Origin of the sequence: Kitasatospora sp. NPDC101176, assembly GCF_044768035.1 — a bacterium.
Classification (GTDB): Bacteria; Actinomycetota; Actinomycetes; order Streptomycetales; family Streptomycetaceae; genus Kitasatospora.
On sequence record NZ_JBIWPA010000004.1, the window covers coordinates 128,433 to 145,848 of the forward strand.

The window sequence follows — 17,416 nt, forward strand, 5'->3', positions numbered from 1 at the left end:
TGCCACCACTGGGTGACGCAGTGACAGCACTCTGTGGTGTATTAGTCCGCACGCACATCCGGGGGGCACGTGCCAACCGGGCGGGAGTGCACCTGGGAGGGGCGCGTGGGGACGGAACTCAACCGCCGGTGGGAGTCCGGTACGCACGCGTACAGCGTCTCCGACCCCTTCGGCCAGGGGCCGCTGCCCTGGCTGCGCAGCCCGGACCAGTACTTGGCCGGTGCGGAGGGCGCCGTCCCCTGGTACGTCTCGGTGGACGCCCCCGGCCAGCGCCCGCTGGCGTCCGGGGCCCGGCCCAAGCCGCCGGTCGGCACGCCGCAGAGCGCCAACGACGTGGACCAGCAGATCAAGGGGTTCGCGTCGGCCGGGGTGATCCGCCCCGGCGGCTCGGTGGACTTCCGGGTGACGGTCAACCCGCCCCGCGAGTTCACCGTGGACGTCTACCGGATCGGCCACTACGGCGGTGACGGCGCCCGCCACATGACGTCCAGTCCGCTGATCGCCGGGCTGGCCCAGCCCGCCCCGCTGGTGGTCGAGCGGACGGTCTCCTGCCACCACTGGTGGCACTCCTGGCGGCTGCAGGTCCCGACGCACTGGAAGCCCGGCGCGTACGTCGCCGTGCTGACCACCGCGGACATGCTGCACCGCAGCCACATCCCGTTCACCGTACGGGACTTCGAGGACCAGGAGCACGCGGCCGAGCTGCTGCTGGTGGTCCCCGACGTCACGTGGCAGGCCTACAACCTGTTCCCCGAGGACGGCCGCAGCGGCGCCAGCCTGTACCACGCCTGGGACGACCGGGGCGGTCTGGCGGGGGAGGCCGAGGCGGCCGTCACCGTCTCCTTCGACCGCCCGCACGCCACCGCCGGGCTGCCGCTGCACGTGGGTCACGCGTACGACTTCATCCGCTGGGCCGAGCGCTACGGCTACGACCTCTCCTACGCCACGGCCACCGACCTGCACGCGGGGCTGGTCGACCCGGACCGGCACCGGGCACTGATCTTCCCCGGCCACGACGAGTACTGGTCGGAGCCGATGCGCCGGGTCGTCGAGCGGGCCCGGGACGGCGGCACCTCGCTGGTCTTCCTCTCCGCCAACACCATGTACTGGCGGGTCGAGCTGACCCCGGCCGCCTCCGGAGAGCCCAGCCGTCTGCTCAACTGCCGCAAGCGGCAGAAGGTCCGGCCGGGCAGTCCGGCCGCCGGGGTGCCCGGCTCGGCCAGCGCGCTGTGGCGGGACGCGGGCGAGCCGGAGCAGCACCTGCTCGGCCTGCAGTACTCGGGCCGGGTGGCCGCGCCCGTCCCGATGGTCGCCCGGCACACCGCGCACTGGCTGTGGGACGGCACCGGGCTGCGGGAGGGCGACGAGCTGCCGGGCCTGGTCGCCGGGGAGGCCGACCGCTACTACCCGAAGGTCGCGCTGCCCGAGCACACCGAGCGGGTGCTGCTCGCGCACTCGCCGTACCAGGACCTCGCCGGCCGCACCCGCCACCAGGAGACCTCGCTGTACCGGGCGCCCAGCGGCGCCTACGTGTTCGCGGCCGGCACCTTCGCCTGGTCGCCCGCCCTGGGGCGCCCGGGGCTGACCGACGAGCGGATCCAGCGGGCCACCGCCAACCTGCTGGACCGCCTCGGCAAGAACCATGGTTCGGCGGTCATGAAAGACTGCGGGGGCAGTGACCTCCCCTTTCGCGGTGCCCCACGCCCCCGAACGACCCCTGAGGACTGAGACACGTTGAGCGGATTTGTCACCAAGCCCGAGCCGGTCCAGGTGCCCGGCCTGGTCCACCTGCACACCGGCAAGGTGCGCGACCTCTACCGCACCGGGTCGGGTGAGCTGGTCATGGTCGCCAGCGACCGGATGTCCGCGCACGACTGGGTGCTCCCGAACGAGATCCCCGACAAGGGCCGCGTCCTCACCCAGCTGTCGCTGTGGTGGTTCGAGCGGATCGCCGACATCGTGCCCAACCACGTGATCTCCACCGAGGTCCCGGCCGGCGCGCCCGCCGACTGGAAGGGCCGCACGCTGATCTGCAAGAGCCTGGACATGGTCCCGGTCGAGGCGGTCGCCCGCGGCTACCTGGCAGGCTCCGGCCTCAGCGAGTACGAGGCGAGCCGCACGGTCTGCGGCATCGCCCTGCCGGAGGGCCTGGAGAACAGCTCCGAGCTGCCCGCCCCGATCTACACCCCGGCGCTCAAGGCCGAGGTCGGCGAGCACGACGAGAACGTCTCCTACGAGGAGACCGCCCGCCGGATCGGCGCCGAGCTCGCCTCCCAGCTGCGCCGCACCACGCTGGACGTCTACGCGCGCGCCCGGGACATCGCCCGCGACCGCGGCATCATCCTGGCCGACACCAAGTTCGAGTTCGGCCTGCTGGACGGCGAGCTGGTGATCGGCGACGAGGTGCTCACGCCGGACTCCTCCCGCTACTGGCCGGCCGACGAGTGGCGCCCGGGCCGTTCGCAGCCGTCCTTCGACAAGCAGCTGATCCGCGACTGGCTGGTCTCCCCGGCCTCCGGCTGGGACCGCTACAGCGAGCAGCCCCCGCCGGAGCTGCCGGCCGAGCTGGTCGAGCGGACCCGCGCCAAGTACATCGAGGTCTACGAGCGGCTGACCGGCACCGCCTGGGTCTGACGCACCACCGCCCGCGGGCCGGCCGGCTCTCAGATCCAGCCGTGCTCGCGGGCGATCCGCACCGCCGCGTGCCGGTTCTCGGCGCCCAGCTTGGTGGCCGCCGAGGACAGGTAGTTGCGGACGGTGCCCGGGGAGAGCGCCGCCCGCGCAGCGATCTCGGCGATCGTGGTGCCGTCGGCGGCCAGTTCCAGGACGTCCGTCTCGCGCGGGGTCAGCGGGGTCTCCCCGGCGCTGATCGCGTCCGCCGCGAGCTCCGGGTCGACGTAGCGGCCGCCGGCCCGCACGGTCCGGATGATCCCGGCCAGGTCGGCCGCCGAGACGGTCTTCGGCAGGAAGCCGCGCACTCCGACCTCCAGCGCCCGCTTGAGGTAGCCCGGGCGTCCGTGTCCGGTGACGATCATGCAGCGGCAGTCCGGCAGCATCCTGCGCAGCTCGGTGGCCACCTCGATGCCGTCCCTGCCCGGCATCTGCAGGTCCAGCACCGCGACGTCCGGGCGGTGCGCCTGGGCCATCGCCAGCGCCTCCGGTCCGGAGCCGGCCTGGGCGACCACCTCGAGGTCGTCCTCGAGCGAGAGCAGGGCGGCCAGTGCGCCGCGGATCAGGTGCTCGTCGTCGGCGAGCAGGACGCGCACGGGCACGGTCTCGGTCATCGTCGGTCTTCCTCCGGCAGTCGGGTCAGATCGGGACGGAGGCGAGCACCCGGAAGGTGCCCGTCCGGGCGGGCGGAACGGTCAGCTCGCCGTCGTGCGCGGCCAGCCGTTCGCGCAGGCCGGGCAGGCCGGCGCCGCCGCCCCGGGAGGGGCGCGGCAGGCCGGGCACCCCGTCGTTCTCCAGCTCCAGCACCGCCCGGCCCTCCTCCAGCCGCAGCCGGATCAGGCAGTGGGCGGCCTCACTGTGGCGCAGCACGTTGGTGGTGCCCTCGCGGATCACCCAGCCGAGCACGGACTGCACCGCGGTCGGGAGCCGGTCGGCGTCCTCGCCGAGGTCGATCTCGCAGGCGATGTCGGCGGAGCGCAGCACCGCGCTGGCGCCGATCGCCTCGGCGTGCAGGTCGGCGGTGCGGTAGCCGCGGACGACGTCGCGGACCTCGCGCTGCGACTCCTGGGCGATCCGCTGCACCTCGGCCATCTGGTCGGCGGCCTCCGGGCGACCCCGGCGGGCGAACTGGACGGCGAGTTCGCTCTTGAGCGCGATGGTGGTGAGGTTGCGGCCCATCACGTCGTGCAGGTCGCGGGAGAAGCGCAGCCGCTCCTCGGCGACGGCGAGGCGGGACTGCGTCTCGCGGGCGGCGTCCAGCTCCCAGACCACCGAGGTCAGCCAGGCGAAGCTGCGGCAGCTGGCGACGACGAAGGGCATGCCCACCGCGTCGCCGACCAGCAGGCCGACGGCGAAGCCGGGTGTCACTCCCGCCAGCAGCATCGCGGGGGCGACCAGCAGGATCTGGCCGAGCGCCACGGGGAAGGCCCAGCGCAGCGGCAGGCCGACGGCCAGCGGCCCGAAACCGCCGCTCAGCAGGATGGTGGCGATCGCGGCGGTGAACGGCTGCCCCGCCGGGCCGCCCGGGGCGTCGGGGACGGGGTGGGCCAGCAGGACGGCCCAGCAGCCGGCCACCGTGAAGGCTCCGCTGGCGAGGAGCCAGCGCCGGTGGTCGGTGGGCCGGTTCAGGTAGTGGTCGAGCGAGGTGCCGCAGGCCCGGAGGTCCAGCAGGACGGCGGCCAGCGTCACGACCAGGGTGACCCGGGTGGCCGCCGGAGGGTGCGGCTGGTCGGCGCGGGAGTTGGTGATCAGGAACGCGATGGGCAGCATGACGAGCGGCATCAGGTAGATCGACCAGCGCAGGTAGAGCTCGGAGCGCTTGGGCTTGCCGAAGCCCCGCCAGGCGCGCATCGGCGACCGGATCTCCATCTTCCCGTCCCCCTGTTCGATCATGATCGTGCTGTTGCCTTCATATCAGAGGGCGAACCGGGGGGTCCTCCTCGGATTCGTGCCGCGCGCCGCCGGGGTGCGTCAGCGGCGCGACTCCCAGCGGAAGTAGCGGACCGCGCCCCAGAGCGCGAGGCCCAGCCAGACCGCGCCGGTGACCAGGTGCGGGAGGGCGGTCGCCCAGGTGCCGCCGAAACCGGTGGCGGCGGCCGAGCCGTCGCTGCCGGTCCAGCCGAGGCGGATCAGCTGGAAGCCCGGGGTGGTGGGCAGCAGGCGGCAGACGTCGGCGATCCGGTCGGGCATGGTCTCCAGCGGGATGAGCAGGCCGGAGCCGAACTGGGAGACCAGCAGGACGGGCAGGGTCGTGATGCCGGCGGTCTCCACGGTCTTGGTGAAGGCGCTGGAGAGGGCGGCCAGCGCGATCATGGTGCCGATGCTCAGCAGGACGCCGGCGGCCAGCAGCAGCGGGTTCACCGGGGCGCCGAGCTTCAGCACGGCGACGCCGCCGGCGGCGACGACGGCACTCATCAGCAGGGCGAGGCTCACCGAGGGCACCGCGGTGCCGGCCAGGATCTCCACGTCGGTGGCCTCGCCGGTCCGCAGCCGCTTGAGCACCAGCTCGTTGCGCCGGCCGACGTACGCGGCGGTCAGGTTGTAGTAGACGACGAACGCCAGGATCCCGCCGATGGTGCCGGTGATCAGCAGCGAGTCGACGTCCAGCCCGGGGTGGGAGTCGGCCTGCTGCTTCAGCATGCCGTGCCGCCCGCCGATCAGCATGAGGGGCAGCAGCAGCGCGGTGAACAGCGCCGAGCGGTTGCGCAGCAGCAGGGTGGCCTCGGCGCGGCCGAGGGCGAGCAGCCGGCGGGCGGTGGTGCTCCGCGGCCCGGTGGGGGCGGCGGTGGCGGTGGGGGCGGCGGTGGTCATCGGGCGGATCCGATCAGGCGGCGGCGGGCGGTGGGGGCGGCGGGGGCGGGCGCGGGCGGCTGGTGCGCGGCCTCGGAGGCGATGGCGAGGAAGGCCTCCTCCAGCGAGGCGCTGCGGGCGTCCAGCGCGCCGAGCACGATCCCGTGCCGGCGGGCCCAGGCGAGCAGGTCGTGCAGGGTGTCCTGGAGGCCGACGGTCTGCACGGTGACCTTGCGGCCGTCGACGGTGACCTCGGCGCCCGCCAGCGGCGGCAGCGCGGTGCCGGTGAACGCGGGCAGCTCGAAGCTGATCCGGGACGGCCGGCCGGCGATCACCTCGGCGACCGTGCCGGTGGTCACGACCTGGCCGCCGTGCATGATGGCCAGCCGGTCGGCGAGCTCCTCGGCCTCTTCCAGGTAGTGCGTGGTGAGCAGCACGGTGGTGCCCTGGGCGCGCAGTTCGCGGACTAGCCGCCAGACGGCGGCGCGGGCCTCCGGGTCGAGGCCGGTGCTGGGTTCGTCCAGGAAGAGCACCTCGGGGCGGCCGAGCAGGGCCATGGCGAGGTCGAGCCGGCGCCGTTCGCCGCCGGACAGCTGCTTGACCCGGACGCCGCGGCGGTGGGTCAGGCCGACGAGTTCGAGCGCCTCGTCCACCGGGCGGGCCCCGGTGGTCAGCCCGGACCAGGCGCGGCCGGTCTCGCCGACGGTGAGCTCGCCGGGGAAGCCGCCCTCCTGGAGCATGATGCCGATCCGCGGGCGGACGGCGACGCGCTCCCGGTGGGGGTCGTGGCCGAGCACCCGGACGGTGCCGCCGCTGGGGGCGGCCAGCCCCTCGATGAGCTCCATGGTGGAGGTCTTGCCGGCCCCGTTGGTGCCGAGCAGGGCGAACAGTTCGCCGCGGCCGACGGTCAGGTCGACGCCGCGGACGGCGTGGTAGCCGGTGGCACCGGTGCCGTAGTGGCGGTGCAGTCCGGTGACCTCGATCACGCTGTCGCCGGGGCGGGAGGGCTGGCTCGTTTCCATGCCTCCAGCCTTCCGCGGCCCGGGGCGCGCGGGCAGTGCGCGCCGTCACCGGACGGCGGTGGGGATCCACGGGTCGGCGATGACAAATGTCACCGGCCCGGGGCATTCCCGGGGAATGCCGAAGGGCCCCCTCGATCGAGGGGGCCCTTCGTTTCGGAGCGGACGACGAGATTCGAACTCGCGACCCTCACCTTGGCAAGGTGATGCTCTACCAACTGAGCCACGTCCGCAGGTCAAGATATTCTGTTGTGCTGTGCTCGCGCACTGCGAGCGGACGACGAGATTCGAACTCGCGACCCTCACCTTGGCAAGGTGATGCTCTACCAACTGAGCCACGTCCGCACGGTGCCTGGTGGGGCACCGTCCGCCGGTCCGGATCTCTCCGTTGCGGCGACGAGGATTACTCTACAGCATCGTTCGGGGTGGTCGCCCCACCCTTTCGGTCCAGGCGGGCGGGGCGACCGGGGCGCGGCCCCGACGCGGTCAGTTCGCCTCGGCGAACGCCTCGTACACGTGCTTGGGGATGCGGCCGCGGGCCGGGAGCTCCATGCCGCGGGACAGGGCCCAGGCGCGGACGGCGGCCGGGTCCGGGGTGAGCGCGGTGCGGCGGAAGGACTTTCCGGTGCGGCTCTGGCGGCGGCCGGCCGCGACGAACGGAGCGAGGGCCTCCCGCAGCTTTTCCGCGTTGTCCACGGACAGGTCGATCTCGTACGACTTCCCGTCGACGCCGAAGTGGACGGTTTCCGCCGCGGCGCCGCCGTCCAGGTCGTCGGAGAGCGTGACAACTACACGCTGAGCCATGGGTGTCAATCCTCTCGGGCAATTCGGCCGCCGGTCCGCGGGGTGCGTCGGGGGCCTGATGTGCACCACTCGCGCAAGCGCATACGGGCAGGCCGGGTGGCCCGCCGGATACGCAGCACTTGCCGCGACAGGTGGCCCTATTCTGCACCCGAAGGGGGTCGAAATCGAAGAGTCCGGCATTCTTTTCCGGATATTCACGTGTCTTCGCCGGAGTGCCGGATACCGGAGCGCGGGACGGGGCGATCTGTCCCGGAGTGCCGTATTCGGGTGTTCTTCGGCTGTTCTCGTTCCGGGGGCCGAATCTCCGGAAACCGGGCGGGCCCCGTGGAGCCCGGTGGGCCCGGATCCCTTGTGGCGTAAGGGTCTCGGGTCTACGCGCGTCGCCCTCCCCGGCCAGCAATCCCGCCCGAAACGGCCGGTAGTCTGGAGTTCCCCCGCCTCACCGAAGACACCACCGGGAGTGCCAGTGGCACGCGTCGTAGTCGACGTCATGCTCAAGCCGGAGATCCTCGACCCCCAGGGACAGGCGGTGCAGCGTGCACTGCCCCGTCTCGGATTCACCGGGATCGCCGACGTCCGCCAGGGCAAGCGTTTCGAGCTGGAAGTGGAGGGCCCGGTCGACGACGCCGCGCTCGCCCGTATCCGCGAAGCCGCCGAGACCTTTCTCGCCAACACCGTGATCGAGGACTTCACCGTCCGGGTCGAGGAGGAGGCGAAGTGACCACCCGCGTAGGCGTCGTCACTTTCCCCGGCTCGCTCGACGACCGCGACGCCCAGCGCGCGGTCCGCCTCGCCGGCGCGGAGCCGGTCGCCCTCTGGCACCGTGACAAGGATCTCCACCAGGTCGACGCCGTCGTCCTGCCGGGCGGATTCAGTTACGGCGACTATCTGCGCTGCGGCGCCATCTCGCGGTTCTCGCCGGTCATGGAGACCGTCATCGAGCAGGCGAAGCTCGGAATGCCGGTCCTCGGTATCTGCAACGGCTTCCAGGTGCTCTGCGAATCCCACCTGCTCCCCGGCGCGCTCACCCGCAACGACTCGCTGCACTTCGCCTGCCGCGACCAGAAGCTGCGCATCGAGAACGCCGGCACCGCGTGGACCCGGGATTACTCCGCGGGCCAGGAAATCGTCGTTCCGCTGAAGAACGGCGAGGGCCGCTTCGTCGCCGCCGAGCGCGTCCTGGACGAGCTGGAGGCCGAGGGCCGGGTGGTGGCCCGTTACCTGGAGGTCAACCCGAACGGTTCGTACCGCGACATCGCCGGCATCACCAACGCCGCCGGCAATGTCGTCGGTCTGATGCCGCACCCGGAGCACGCGGTGGAGCCGCTCACCGGTCCGACCACCGAGGGCCTGGGCTTCTTCACTTCCGTCCTGAAGCAGCTGGTGAACGCCTGATGAGCCTCGACACCGTCAAGAACGCCGAGCAGACCCCGGACGCCGCGCAGCCCTGGGCCGAACTCGGCCTCAAGCAGGACGAGTACGCGCGCATCCGGGAGATTCTCGGCCGCCGCCCCACCGGTGCGGAACTCGCGATGTACTCGGTCATGTGGTCCGAGCACTGTTCGTACAAGAGCAGCAAGGTCCACCTGAAGCAGTTCAGCGAGAAGAAGCCGCAGAGCGACGCGATGCTCGTCGGCATCGGCGAGAACGCCGGTGTCGTCGACGTCGGCCAGGGCTACGCCGTCACCTTCAAGGTCGAGTCGCACAACCACCCGTCGTACATCGAGCCCTACCAGGGCGCGGCCACCGGCATCGGCGGCATCGTGCGCGACATCCTGGCGATGGGCGCCCGCCCGGTCGCCGTGATGGACCCGCTGCGGTTCGGTGCGGCCGACCACCCGGACACCCGGCGCGTGCTGCCCGGGATCGTCGCGGGCATCGGCGGCTACGGCAACTGCCTGGGCCTGCCGAACATCGGCGGCGAGGTCGTCTTCGACTCCTGCTACCAGGGCAACCCGCTGGTCAACGCGCTCTGCGTGGGCGTCATGAAGCACGAGGACATCCACCTCGCGCAGGCCTCCGGCGCCGGCAACAAGGTCATCCTGTACGGAGCCCGCACCGGTGGCGACGGCATCGGCGGCGTCTCGGTGCTGGCCTCCGAGACCTTCGACGACACCAAGCCGGCCAAGCGCCCGGCGGTCCAGGTCGGTGACCCGTTCCAGGAGAAGCTCCTGATCGAGTGCACCCTGGAGATCTTCGGCGAGAAGCTCGTCAAGGGCATCCAGGACCTCGGCGGCGCCGGTCTGTCCTGCGCCACCAGCGAGTTGGCCTCGGCCGGCTCCGGCGGCATGCGGATCGACCTCGACACCGTGCACCTGCGCGACACCACGCTCTCGCCCGAGGAGATCCTCATGAGCGAGTCGCAGGAGCGCATGTGCGCGATCGTCGAGCCCGGCAAGGTCGCCCGCTTCCTGGAGATCTGCGAGAAGTGGGACGTCATCGCCAACGTCATCGGTGAGGTCACCGACGGCGAGCGCCTGGAGATCTTCTGGCACGGCGAGCTCGTCGTCGACGTCCCGCCGCGGACCGTCGCCCACGAGGGCCCGACCTACCAGCGCCCGTTCGCCCGCCCGAGCTGGCAGGACGCGCTGCAGGCCGACGCCCCCACGGCCGAGCGGCTGGCCCGCCCGACCACCGGAGAGGGCCTCAAGGCCGACCTGCTGAAGGTCGCCGGCTCGCCGAACCAGGCCTCCAAGTCCTGGATCACCGACCAGTACGACCGCTACGTGCTCGGCAACACCGTGCTCTCGGTCGGCGAGGACTCGGGCATGATCCGGATCGACGAGGAGACCAACCTCGGCGTCTCGGTCGCCACCGACGGCAACGGCCGCTACACCAAGCTGGACCCGTACACCGGAGCCCAGCTGGCCCTGGCCGAGGCGTACCGCAACGTCGCGGCCGGCGGTGCCAAGCCGCTCGCGATCTCCGACTGCCTCAACTTCGGCTCTCCCGAGGACCCGGACGTCATGTGGCAGTTCGCCGAGGCCACCCGCGGTCTGGCCGACGCCTGCCTGGCGCTCGGCACCCCCGTCACCGGCGGCAACGTCTCGCTGTACAACCAGACCGGCGAGGTCGCCATCCACCCGACCCCGGTGGTCGCGGTGCTCGGCGTCATCGACGACGTCACCCGGCGCACCCCGGTCGCCTTCGCCGAGGAGGGGCAGCTGCTCTACCTGCTCGGCGACACCGCGGACGAGTTCGGCGGCTCGGCCTGGTCCGAGGTCGTCCACGGCCACCTCGGCGGCCTGCCGCCCAAGGTGGACCTGGAGCGCGAGCGGCTGCTCGGCGAGATCCTGATCGCCGCCTCGCGCGACGGCATGATCGACGCCGCGCACGACCTCTCCGACGGCGGTCTCGGCCAGGCGCTCGTGGAGAGCTGCCTCAAGGGCGGCCACGGCGCGCGGATCATCGTGCCCGAGGGCGCGGACCCGTTCGTCCTGCTGTTCTCGGAGTCGGCCGGCCGCGCCGTCGTGGCGGTGCCGCGCAGCGAGGAGCTCCGGTTCAACGACATGTGCACCGCGCGCGGCCTCCCGGCCACCCGCATCGGTGTCGTGGACGGCGACTCCCTGGACGTCCAGGGCCAGTTCACCGTCTCGCTGGCCGAGTTGAAGGACGCCCACACCGGCGTCATCGAGGCCCTGTTCATCTGATCCGGGCACTCGGCTGACCGAGGGGCGGACGGTTCCTGGTGGACCGTCCGCCCCTCGCCGTATGTTGGCGGCATGCCTGCCAAGTCCCGTACGTACCAGCCGCAGAAGGTGCGCGCCGCGCTGGCCGCCCAGACCGGGGCGCTGCGCGCCGCCGTGCGGGCCCTCACCGCGGAGCAGCTCGACCGGCCCACCGGGCTGGGGGAGTGGCGGGTGCGCGAGCTGCTCGCCCACCTGGCCGTCCAGCTCGAGTTCGTCCCCGCGCACCTCGACGACCCGCTGGAGGGCCGGGCGCCGCTGGACCTGCTCGGCTGGGTGGCCGCCGTCGGGACGGTCGCGCCGCTGCTCGACGAGCAGGCGAGGACGCGGGCCGCCGAGGAGTTCGCGGGCGGTCCGGACGCGGCGGCGGAGGCCTTCGACCGCGCCGCCGAGGCGCTGACCGCCCTGCTGGAGCGCCCCGAAGCCGCCGACCCGGCCCGGCGGTTCGAGATCCGGCTGGGCTCGATGCTGCTCTCCGACATGCTGGTGACCCGACTGGTGGAGACGGTGGTGCACGCCGAGGACCTGGCCGACGCGCTCGGCCCGGAGGCCTTCCCGGGCGGCTTCCCGCACGACCGCCAGGCCGTCGCCGCCGTCACCCGGCTGCTGGCGGACGCCTTCGCGGACCGCGCCCCCGGCGGCGCGGTCGAGCTGCGGATCCCGCCGTACGCCGTGGTCCAGGCCGTGGAGGGCCCCCGGCACACCCGGGGGACCCCGCCGAACGTGGTCGAGACGGACCCGCTGACCTGGATCCGGCTGGCCACCGGCCGGGCCGACTGGGTGCGGGAGGTGGACACCGCCGCGGTCTCCGCCTCGGGGGAGCGCAGCGACCTGCGGGGGCACCTGCCGGTGCTGGCGTAGGGGCTGCCCGACGGGGCGTCACGGGACGGCGGGTGGCACCGGGCTGCGGGTGTCACGGCACGGCGGGCGTCACGGCACGGCGGGCGTCACGGCACGGCGGGGCCGCTCAGGTAGCCGCCCTCCGCCGAGTACGGCCAGGCGTTCGCGGTGCAGCCCTTGAGGCCGTAGATCTGCTGCATCATCGCGGGCGCCGGCTTGCCGGGGCCCGGGCAGGTCTCGTGCCCGTGCCCGATCCGGTGGCCGACCTCGTGATTGATGATCAGCGCCCGGTACTCCTCCAGCGGCCCGCTGAACTGGGGTGAACCGGTGTTCCAGCGCTTGGAGTTGACGATCACCTGGTCGCCGACGTTGCAGTTCACCTCGCCGTGGGTGTCCAGGCCGGAGGCGCCGCAGATCCGGTCCACGGTGGCCGGCGAGGCGATCTTCACGGTGAAGTCGTAGGAGCCGCCGGCGACCAGCTGGAAGCCGTTCTTGCGGTCGTTGGTCCAGCCGCGCTTGTCGCCGAGGATGTCGTGGATCCGGGCGGCGGCGGCCGTGGCCTCGATGCCGATGCCGTCCTCGACCTCCACCCGGTAGCGGCGCACCTTGCCGCGTCCGACCGGCTGGGCGTTGGCGGGGGCGATGGTGAAGGTGCCCGCGCCCTTGGCGGGCCCCGGGTCCGGCGCGGTGGGGGTGGGAGTCGGGGCCGGCGGGGTCGGCGTGTCGGCCGCGGTGGGCGTCGGCGTGGCCGCGGGGGCCGGTGCCGGGCCGGTGGGTGCGGCGGACGGTTCGGCCGGCTGGGCGATCCGCGCCTGGGCGCTCGGCCCGGCCGGCGTCCCGGCGGAACGATTCAGCATGACCGCCGTGCCGCCCAGCACTGCGACCGCCGCGAACAGGGCCGCGAGCGTGCCGGGCCCGAGTCTCCGGCTCGGTCGGCGACGTCGGCGACCACCGCGGGCGCGGCTGCGCGGGGCGGCGGATCGTGCTGCGGGCATGATCAACACCTTGGCATGGCGAACGGGTGAATGTCCACATACCGCGTATGCACGAATCCGGCACGGCGCGGCCGATCCCCGGCGGCGGTTGACCCCAGCGCCTCGGGTGGCAGACTGCGTGCATGGCGATTCACCGGAATCTTCTCGACGGCCCCGACCCGACCCTCCTGCCGGAGGACGAGCAGCCCTACCGCATGCTGGCGGAGGAGTCGGCCTCACCGACCCAGGTGGCCGCCGACTTCCCGACCTTCTGCCTGGCCTGGGCCATGCTCGCGGACGACGCCTACGCGGCCGGCCGCTACGTGGAGTCCTACGCCTACGCCCGCACCGGCTACCACCGCGGCCTGGACGCCCTGCGCCGCAACGGCTGGAAGGGCCACGGGCCGGTGCCGTGGGAGCACCGCGGCAACCGCGGCTTCCTGCGCTGCCTGGCGGCGCTCGCCCGCGCGGCCGGCGCGATCAAGGAGACCGAGGAGGAGGCGCGCTGCTGGCAGTTCCTGAAGGACAGCAGCGCCGAGGCGTACGGGGAGCTCAAGCCGTAGGGTCCGACCGACCCGGAACGCACGGTGCCCCCGGTGGACTTCCACCGGGGGCACCGTGCGTTCAGGCGGTCACCGGGCGGGGCCCGGCCGCCGGGGTCACTTCAGGCGGTTGCCGGCCGAGCGCAGCTGCTGCGCGGCCTCGACCACGCGGGAGGCCATGCCCGCCTCGGCGAGCTTGCCCCAGGTGCGCGGGTCGTAGGTGTTCTTCTTGCCGACCTCGCCGTCGACCTTCAGCACGCCGTCGTAGTTCGCGAACATGTGGCCCGCCACCGGGCGGGTGAACGCGTACTGGGTGTCGGTGTCGAGGTTCATCTTCACGACGCCGTTCTCCAGCGCGGTGGCGATCTCCTCGGCGCTCGAGCCCGAGCCGCCGTGGAAGACGAAGTCGAACGGGTCGTTCTTGCCGTACTGCTTGCCGATCGCGTCCTGCAGCTCGCGCAGCAGCTCGGGCTTCAGCACCACGTTGCCCGGCTTGTAGACGCCGTGCACGTTGCCGAACGAGGCGGCCAGCAGGTAGCGGCCCTGCTCGCCCAGGCCCAGCGCCTCGGCGGTGCGCACCGCGTCGTTGACGGTGGTGTACAGCTCGTCGTTGATCTCGTGGGTGACGCCGTCCTCCTCGCCACCGGTCGGGGTGATCTCGACCTCGAGGATGATCTTGGCGGCGACGGCCTGGGCCAGCAGCTCCCGGGCGATGGCCAGGTTGTCGGCGAGGGTCTCGGCCGAGCCGTCCCACATGTGCGACTGGAACAGCGGGTTGCGGCCCTGGGCCACGCGCTCGGCGGAGATCGCCAGCAGCGGGCGGACGTAGCCGTCCAGCTTGTCCTTCGGGCAGTGGTCGGTGTGCAGCGCGACGGTGATGTCGTACTTGGCGGCGACGATGTGCGCGAACTCGGCCAGCGCGACGGCGCCGGTCACCATGTCCTTGTTGTGCTGGCCGCCCAGGAACTCCGCGCCACCGGTCGAGATCTGGATGATCCCGTCGCTCTCGGCCTCGGCGAAACCACGCAGCGCGGCGTGCAGGGTCTGCGACGAGGTGACGTTGATGGCCGGGTAGGCGAACTTGCCCGCCTTGGCCCGGTCCAGCATCTCGTTGTAGACCTCGGGAGTTGCGATGGGCATGCGATCCGCTCCTGTCGGGTTGCGGCGTACGGACGGTGCTGTCCGACGCTGTGTACGCCTTCGGTACGACTCCGTGCCGGCCGCCGACGCGCGGCGCTGCGGTGTGGCTCTCCGGCACCAAGGTTCGGGGCGACGTCCGCGGAACGGCAATGAGGGTGGTGTACCGCCGCGGTCCGGACGCCCGTGCCATCTTCCCAGACTCGTGCCCGCAGGTCAGCAGGAGCCCGCCAGTCGGAACGGGGCCGACGGCGGCGCGGGCGGCCGCCGGGTGCGCCGGGCCGCGCCCCCGGGGCGGGGCCGGATCGGCCCGCCGCCCCAAGCCTCCGTACAGACGGGCCCGCTATCCTGCGCCCGTGGACTACAACCAGCTGGCCGTCAATCTGCTCGACGCCAAATCCCTGATCTCGTCCCTCGGCGCCATCGGGCTGATCGCGATCATCTTCGCGGAGACCGGCCTGCTGGTCGGCTTCTTCTTCCCGGGCGACTCGCTGCTGATCATCGCGGGTGTCGCCGCCTCGAACGCCGCCTCCTCGGTGCTCGGCGACGGCGCCAAGCTGCCGATCGCCGCCCTGCTCGTCGGCGCGCCGCTGGCCGCGATCGCCGGCGCCCAGCTGGGGCACCTGATCGGGGTCAAGGTCGGGCCGAAGATGTTCGACAAGCCCGAGTCGAAGATCTTCCGGCGCGAGTACGTGATGAAGGCGGAGGAGTACTTCAACAAGTTCGGGCCCGGCAAGGCGGTCGTGCTGGCCCGCTTCATGCCGATCGTCCGCACCTTCCTCAACCCGGTCGCCGGCACGCTGGAGATGCCCGCTCGGACGTTCTTCCTGTGGAACGTCATCGGCGGTGTGCTGTGGACCGAGTCCATGCTGCTGATCGGCTACTTCTTCGGTGACGCGCTCGCCCCGGTGATCGACAAGTACCTGATCCCGGCGGTGCTGCTGATCGTCCTGCTGTCGGTCTCGCCGATCCTGATCGAGGTCCTGCGGGAGCGCCGGAAGAAGAAGGCGGGCGGCGCGGAGAGCCCCGAGGCCGAGAGCGTGCAGGCCGGCGGCGGCCGGCACCGACGGGGCTGAGCGGCCCGGAGGGCGAACGGAAGGGGCCGGGTCCCGTCTCACGTTTCACGTGAAACAGGACCCGGCCCCGTTGCGTGTCCGGTCCCGCCCGTCCGGCCCCGTCGTCGTCCGGCCGGGCCGTCGGCCTCAGAGACCGAGGTCCTCCAGGTCGTACGCGGTCACGTACGGCAGGCCCTGCGCCTCGACGGCGGCCGCGCCGCCTCGCTCCACGATCACCGCGACGCCGACCACCTCGGCGCCCGCCTCGCGCAGCGCCTCGACGGCGGTCAGCACCGAGCCGCCGGTGGTGGAGGTGTCCTCGACCGCCAGCACCCGGCGGCCCTTGACCTCGGGGCCCTCGATCCGGCGCTGCAGGCCGTGCGCCTTGCCCGCCTTGCGGACCACGAAGGCGTCCAGCTCGCGCCCGCGGGCGGCGGCGGCGTGCAGCATCGCGGCGGCCACCGGGTCGGCGCCCAGGGTCAGGCCGCCGACGGCGTCGTACTCCAGGTGCGAGGTCGCGTCCAGCATCACCCGACCGACCAGCGGGGCGGCCTGGCCGTCCAGCGTGATCCGGCGCAGGTCGACGTAGTAGTCGGCCTCCTTGCCGGAGGAGAGGGTGACCTTGCCGTGCACGACGGCCTTGTCCTTGATCTGTGCCAGCAGGGCGTCGCGGTCGTTGCTCATGAGCGTTCAGTCTAGGCCCTGGCCGCCCGCCCGGCGCCCGGACCCTAGCGGCGGCGCAGCGCCCTGACCAGCACCACGGCGCCGCCCAGCAGGGCCACCGAGCCGCCGATCACCCACGGCACCGCGCTGCGGCCACCGGTGCCCGGGACCACGATCCCGCCCGCCTCGCCGCCCCAGCGGGACGCCGCCCGGGCCCGGGCGCTGCGGGCCGGCAGCGCCGGGGCGTACCGGCCGCGCGGCGGGGCGTGGTCGACCTCCTCGGCCGACCGGCCGACGATGCTGCGGCGGACCGGGCCGCCGGCCGGCTCGTCGTCGTACTCGAAGAGCGGCTCGGCGGGGAGCTCCTCGGCCACGCCGTCCTCGTGCGCGTCCTCGTCGGCGCCGCCGGTGGGCAGGCCGAAGCGCTCGGCGTCGGCGTCGGAGAAGGCGATCAGGTCGGAGAGGTCGTCGTCGAGGTCGTCCCCGGGCTGGTCCTGGTGCTCCTCGATGAACACCACGCTGGCCCCGGTGCCCTCGTCGTCCGCGCCCTCGTCGTCCGCGGGCCGGTCGTCCCCGTCGTCGTCCGCGTCGTTCGTGTCGTCCGTGTCGTCCGTGTCGTCCGCGTCGTCCGTGTCGTTCGTGTCGTTCGTGTCGGCCGGGCCGGTCCCGGCGCCCGCGGCGTCCTCGGTGTCGGGCTCGTCGCCGTCGGTCTCCGTCTCCGGTGCGGCGTCCGGGGACACCAGCGCGGTGGCGAAGCGCTCCAGCAGCCGGCGGCCGGCGGCGTCGAGGGTCTCCGCGTCGAACTCGGTGAGCCGGCCGGTGGCACTGAGGTCGCCGGTGAAGCGGACCACGGCGGTGCCGTCCTCGGGGCCGCCCGCGACGCTCACCCGGACGGTGGCGGTCGCCTCGCCGCTGCCGCGGGCCTCCTGGCCCTCGGCGAACACGGTCAGCACGCCCTCGCGGCCCTCGATCAGGGAGAGCACGCCCTTGTAGGTGATGGTGGAGCCGCCGATCCGCAGCTTCAGCCGGCCACCGATCTCCTCGGCCGGACCGCTGCCGACCGCGGCCGGTTCGGTGCTGAGCCCCGGCACGCTACGGGCCAGCAGAGCCGGATCCTGCAGGGCCTGCCGCACCAGCTCGGCGGGCATCGGGACGACAACCTCATGCTCCATGCCACGGAGCCTACCGACCGAACCCCGCCCGGTCCCCACCCAGCACCGCCCGAGTTCCCCCGGG

Annotated in this window: 17 protein-coding genes and 2 tRNA genes; 8 read left to right on the forward strand and 11 right to left on the reverse strand. The window is 72.9% G+C overall.

What is annotated here, in order from left to right; translation table 11 throughout:
- Positions 1-105 precede the first annotated feature (105 nt).
- Both ACIRS1_RS08295 and ACIRS1_RS08300 read left to right on the forward strand, forming a co-directional pair.
- Positions 106-1,728 carry a N,N-dimethylformamidase beta subunit family domain-containing protein gene (locus ACIRS1_RS08295; protein ID WP_402837875.1) on the forward strand — a complete coding sequence of 541 codons (1,623 nt, stop codon included), beginning with the start codon at positions 106-108 and terminating at the stop codon, positions 1,726-1,728.
- A gap of 6 nt (positions 1,729-1,734) precedes the next feature.
- Positions 1,735-2,634 carry a phosphoribosylaminoimidazolesuccinocarboxamide synthase gene (locus ACIRS1_RS08300; RefSeq protein ID WP_360205889.1) on the forward strand — a complete coding sequence of 300 codons (900 nt, stop codon included), beginning with the start codon at positions 1,735-1,737 and terminating at the stop codon, positions 2,632-2,634.
- Between the two features lie 29 nt (positions 2,635-2,663).
- Here the strand turns inward: ACIRS1_RS08300 and ACIRS1_RS08305 are convergent, their stop codons facing one another.
- From ACIRS1_RS08305 to ACIRS1_RS08335, 7 genes are all read right to left on the reverse strand, one after another.
- Positions 2,664-3,284, reverse strand: coding sequence for a response regulator (locus tag ACIRS1_RS08305; RefSeq protein ID WP_402837878.1), 621 nt, complete (start codon positions 3,282-3,284; stop codon positions 2,664-2,666).
- Positions 3,285-3,309: 25 nt separating this feature from the next.
- Complete coding sequence (locus ACIRS1_RS08310) at positions 3,310-4,563, reverse strand: sensor histidine kinase (RefSeq protein WP_402837880.1); 1,254 nt, start codon at positions 4,561-4,563, stop codon at positions 3,310-3,312.
- A 78-nt stretch (positions 4,564-4,641) separates the two neighbouring features.
- A complete protein-coding gene (locus tag ACIRS1_RS08315; RefSeq protein ID WP_402837881.1) occupies positions 4,642-5,481 on the reverse strand; it encodes an ABC transporter permease in 840 nt (279 codons plus the stop codon).
- Positions 5,478-6,482 (reverse strand): ABC transporter ATP-binding protein, encoded by a 1,005-nt coding sequence (locus ACIRS1_RS08320; RefSeq protein ID WP_402837883.1) that lies wholly within the window; start codon positions 6,480-6,482, stop codon positions 5,478-5,480. Before ACIRS1_RS08320 ends, ACIRS1_RS08315 begins: the two co-directional genes overlap by 4 nt.
- Positions 6,483-6,639: 157 nt before the next feature.
- A tRNA-Gly gene (locus ACIRS1_RS08325) sits at positions 6,640-6,712 on the reverse strand.
- Positions 6,713-6,751: 39 nt separating this feature from the next.
- Positions 6,752-6,824: transfer RNA gene (locus ACIRS1_RS08330), tRNA-Gly, on the reverse strand.
- Positions 6,825-6,965: 141 nt separating this feature from the next.
- Entirely contained in the window at positions 6,966-7,283 is a 318-nt protein-coding gene (locus ACIRS1_RS08335) for an Lsr2 family protein (RefSeq protein WP_030056585.1), read from the reverse strand.
- 466 nt (positions 7,284-7,749) lie between these two features.
- Here ACIRS1_RS08335 and purS point away from each other — a divergent pair, with 466 nt between their 5' ends.
- From purS to ACIRS1_RS08355, 4 genes are all read left to right on the forward strand, one after another.
- Complete coding sequence (gene purS, locus ACIRS1_RS08340; protein WP_350606827.1) at positions 7,750-8,004, forward strand: phosphoribosylformylglycinamidine synthase subunit PurS; 255 nt, start codon at positions 7,750-7,752, stop codon at positions 8,002-8,004.
- Positions 8,001-8,678, forward strand: coding sequence for a phosphoribosylformylglycinamidine synthase subunit PurQ (purQ, locus tag ACIRS1_RS08345; RefSeq protein WP_360205874.1), 678 nt, complete (start codon positions 8,001-8,003; stop codon positions 8,676-8,678). Before purS ends, purQ begins: the two co-directional genes overlap by 4 nt.
- A complete protein-coding gene (gene purL, locus ACIRS1_RS08350) occupies positions 8,678-10,933 on the forward strand; it encodes a phosphoribosylformylglycinamidine synthase subunit PurL (protein WP_360205871.1) in 2,256 nt (751 codons plus the stop codon). The genes purQ and purL overlap by 1 nt, the downstream gene beginning before the upstream one ends.
- Positions 10,934-11,005: 72 nt before the next feature.
- Complete coding sequence (locus ACIRS1_RS08355; RefSeq protein ID WP_402837886.1) at positions 11,006-11,830, forward strand: sterol carrier family protein; 825 nt, start codon at positions 11,006-11,008, stop codon at positions 11,828-11,830.
- Positions 11,831-11,916: 86 nt separating this feature from the next.
- On the opposite strand, the gene ACIRS1_RS08360 is transcribed toward ACIRS1_RS08355, so the two are convergent.
- The gene (locus ACIRS1_RS08360) at positions 11,917-12,804 is read right to left on the reverse strand and encodes a DUF3152 domain-containing protein (protein ID WP_387900572.1); all 888 of its coding nucleotides are present in this window, start codon (positions 12,802-12,804) and stop codon (positions 11,917-11,919) included.
- A 122-nt stretch (positions 12,805-12,926) separates the two neighbouring features.
- On the opposite strand from ACIRS1_RS08360, the gene ACIRS1_RS08365 reads away from it, so the two are divergent.
- The gene (locus ACIRS1_RS08365; protein ID WP_360205862.1) at positions 12,927-13,346 is read left to right on the forward strand and encodes a DUF3151 domain-containing protein; all 420 of its coding nucleotides are present in this window, start codon (positions 12,927-12,929) and stop codon (positions 13,344-13,346) included.
- A 96-nt stretch (positions 13,347-13,442) separates the two neighbouring features.
- On the opposite strand, the gene fbaA is transcribed toward ACIRS1_RS08365, so the two are convergent.
- Positions 13,443-14,465, reverse strand: coding sequence for a class II fructose-bisphosphate aldolase (fbaA, locus tag ACIRS1_RS08370; RefSeq protein WP_360205859.1), 1,023 nt, complete (start codon positions 14,463-14,465; stop codon positions 13,443-13,445).
- A 353-nt stretch (positions 14,466-14,818) separates the two neighbouring features.
- On the opposite strand from fbaA, the gene ACIRS1_RS08375 reads away from it, so the two are divergent.
- Positions 14,819-15,538, forward strand: a complete 720-nt coding sequence (locus ACIRS1_RS08375) for a DedA family protein (protein WP_402837889.1) — start codon at positions 14,819-14,821, stop codon at positions 15,536-15,538.
- A 126-nt stretch (positions 15,539-15,664) separates the two neighbouring features.
- Here ACIRS1_RS08375 and pyrE read toward each other — a convergent pair whose 3' ends face one another.
- Both pyrE and ACIRS1_RS08385 read right to left on the reverse strand, forming a co-directional pair.
- Entirely contained in the window at positions 15,665-16,201 is a 537-nt protein-coding gene (gene pyrE / locus ACIRS1_RS08380) for an orotate phosphoribosyltransferase (protein WP_360205853.1), read from the reverse strand.
- 44 nt (positions 16,202-16,245) lie between these two features.
- Positions 16,246-17,352: an SRPBCC family protein gene (locus tag ACIRS1_RS08385; RefSeq protein ID WP_402837892.1), complete on the reverse strand. Its 1,107-nt coding sequence runs from the start codon at positions 17,350-17,352 to the stop codon at positions 16,246-16,248.
- Positions 17,353-17,416 lie beyond the last annotated feature (64 nt).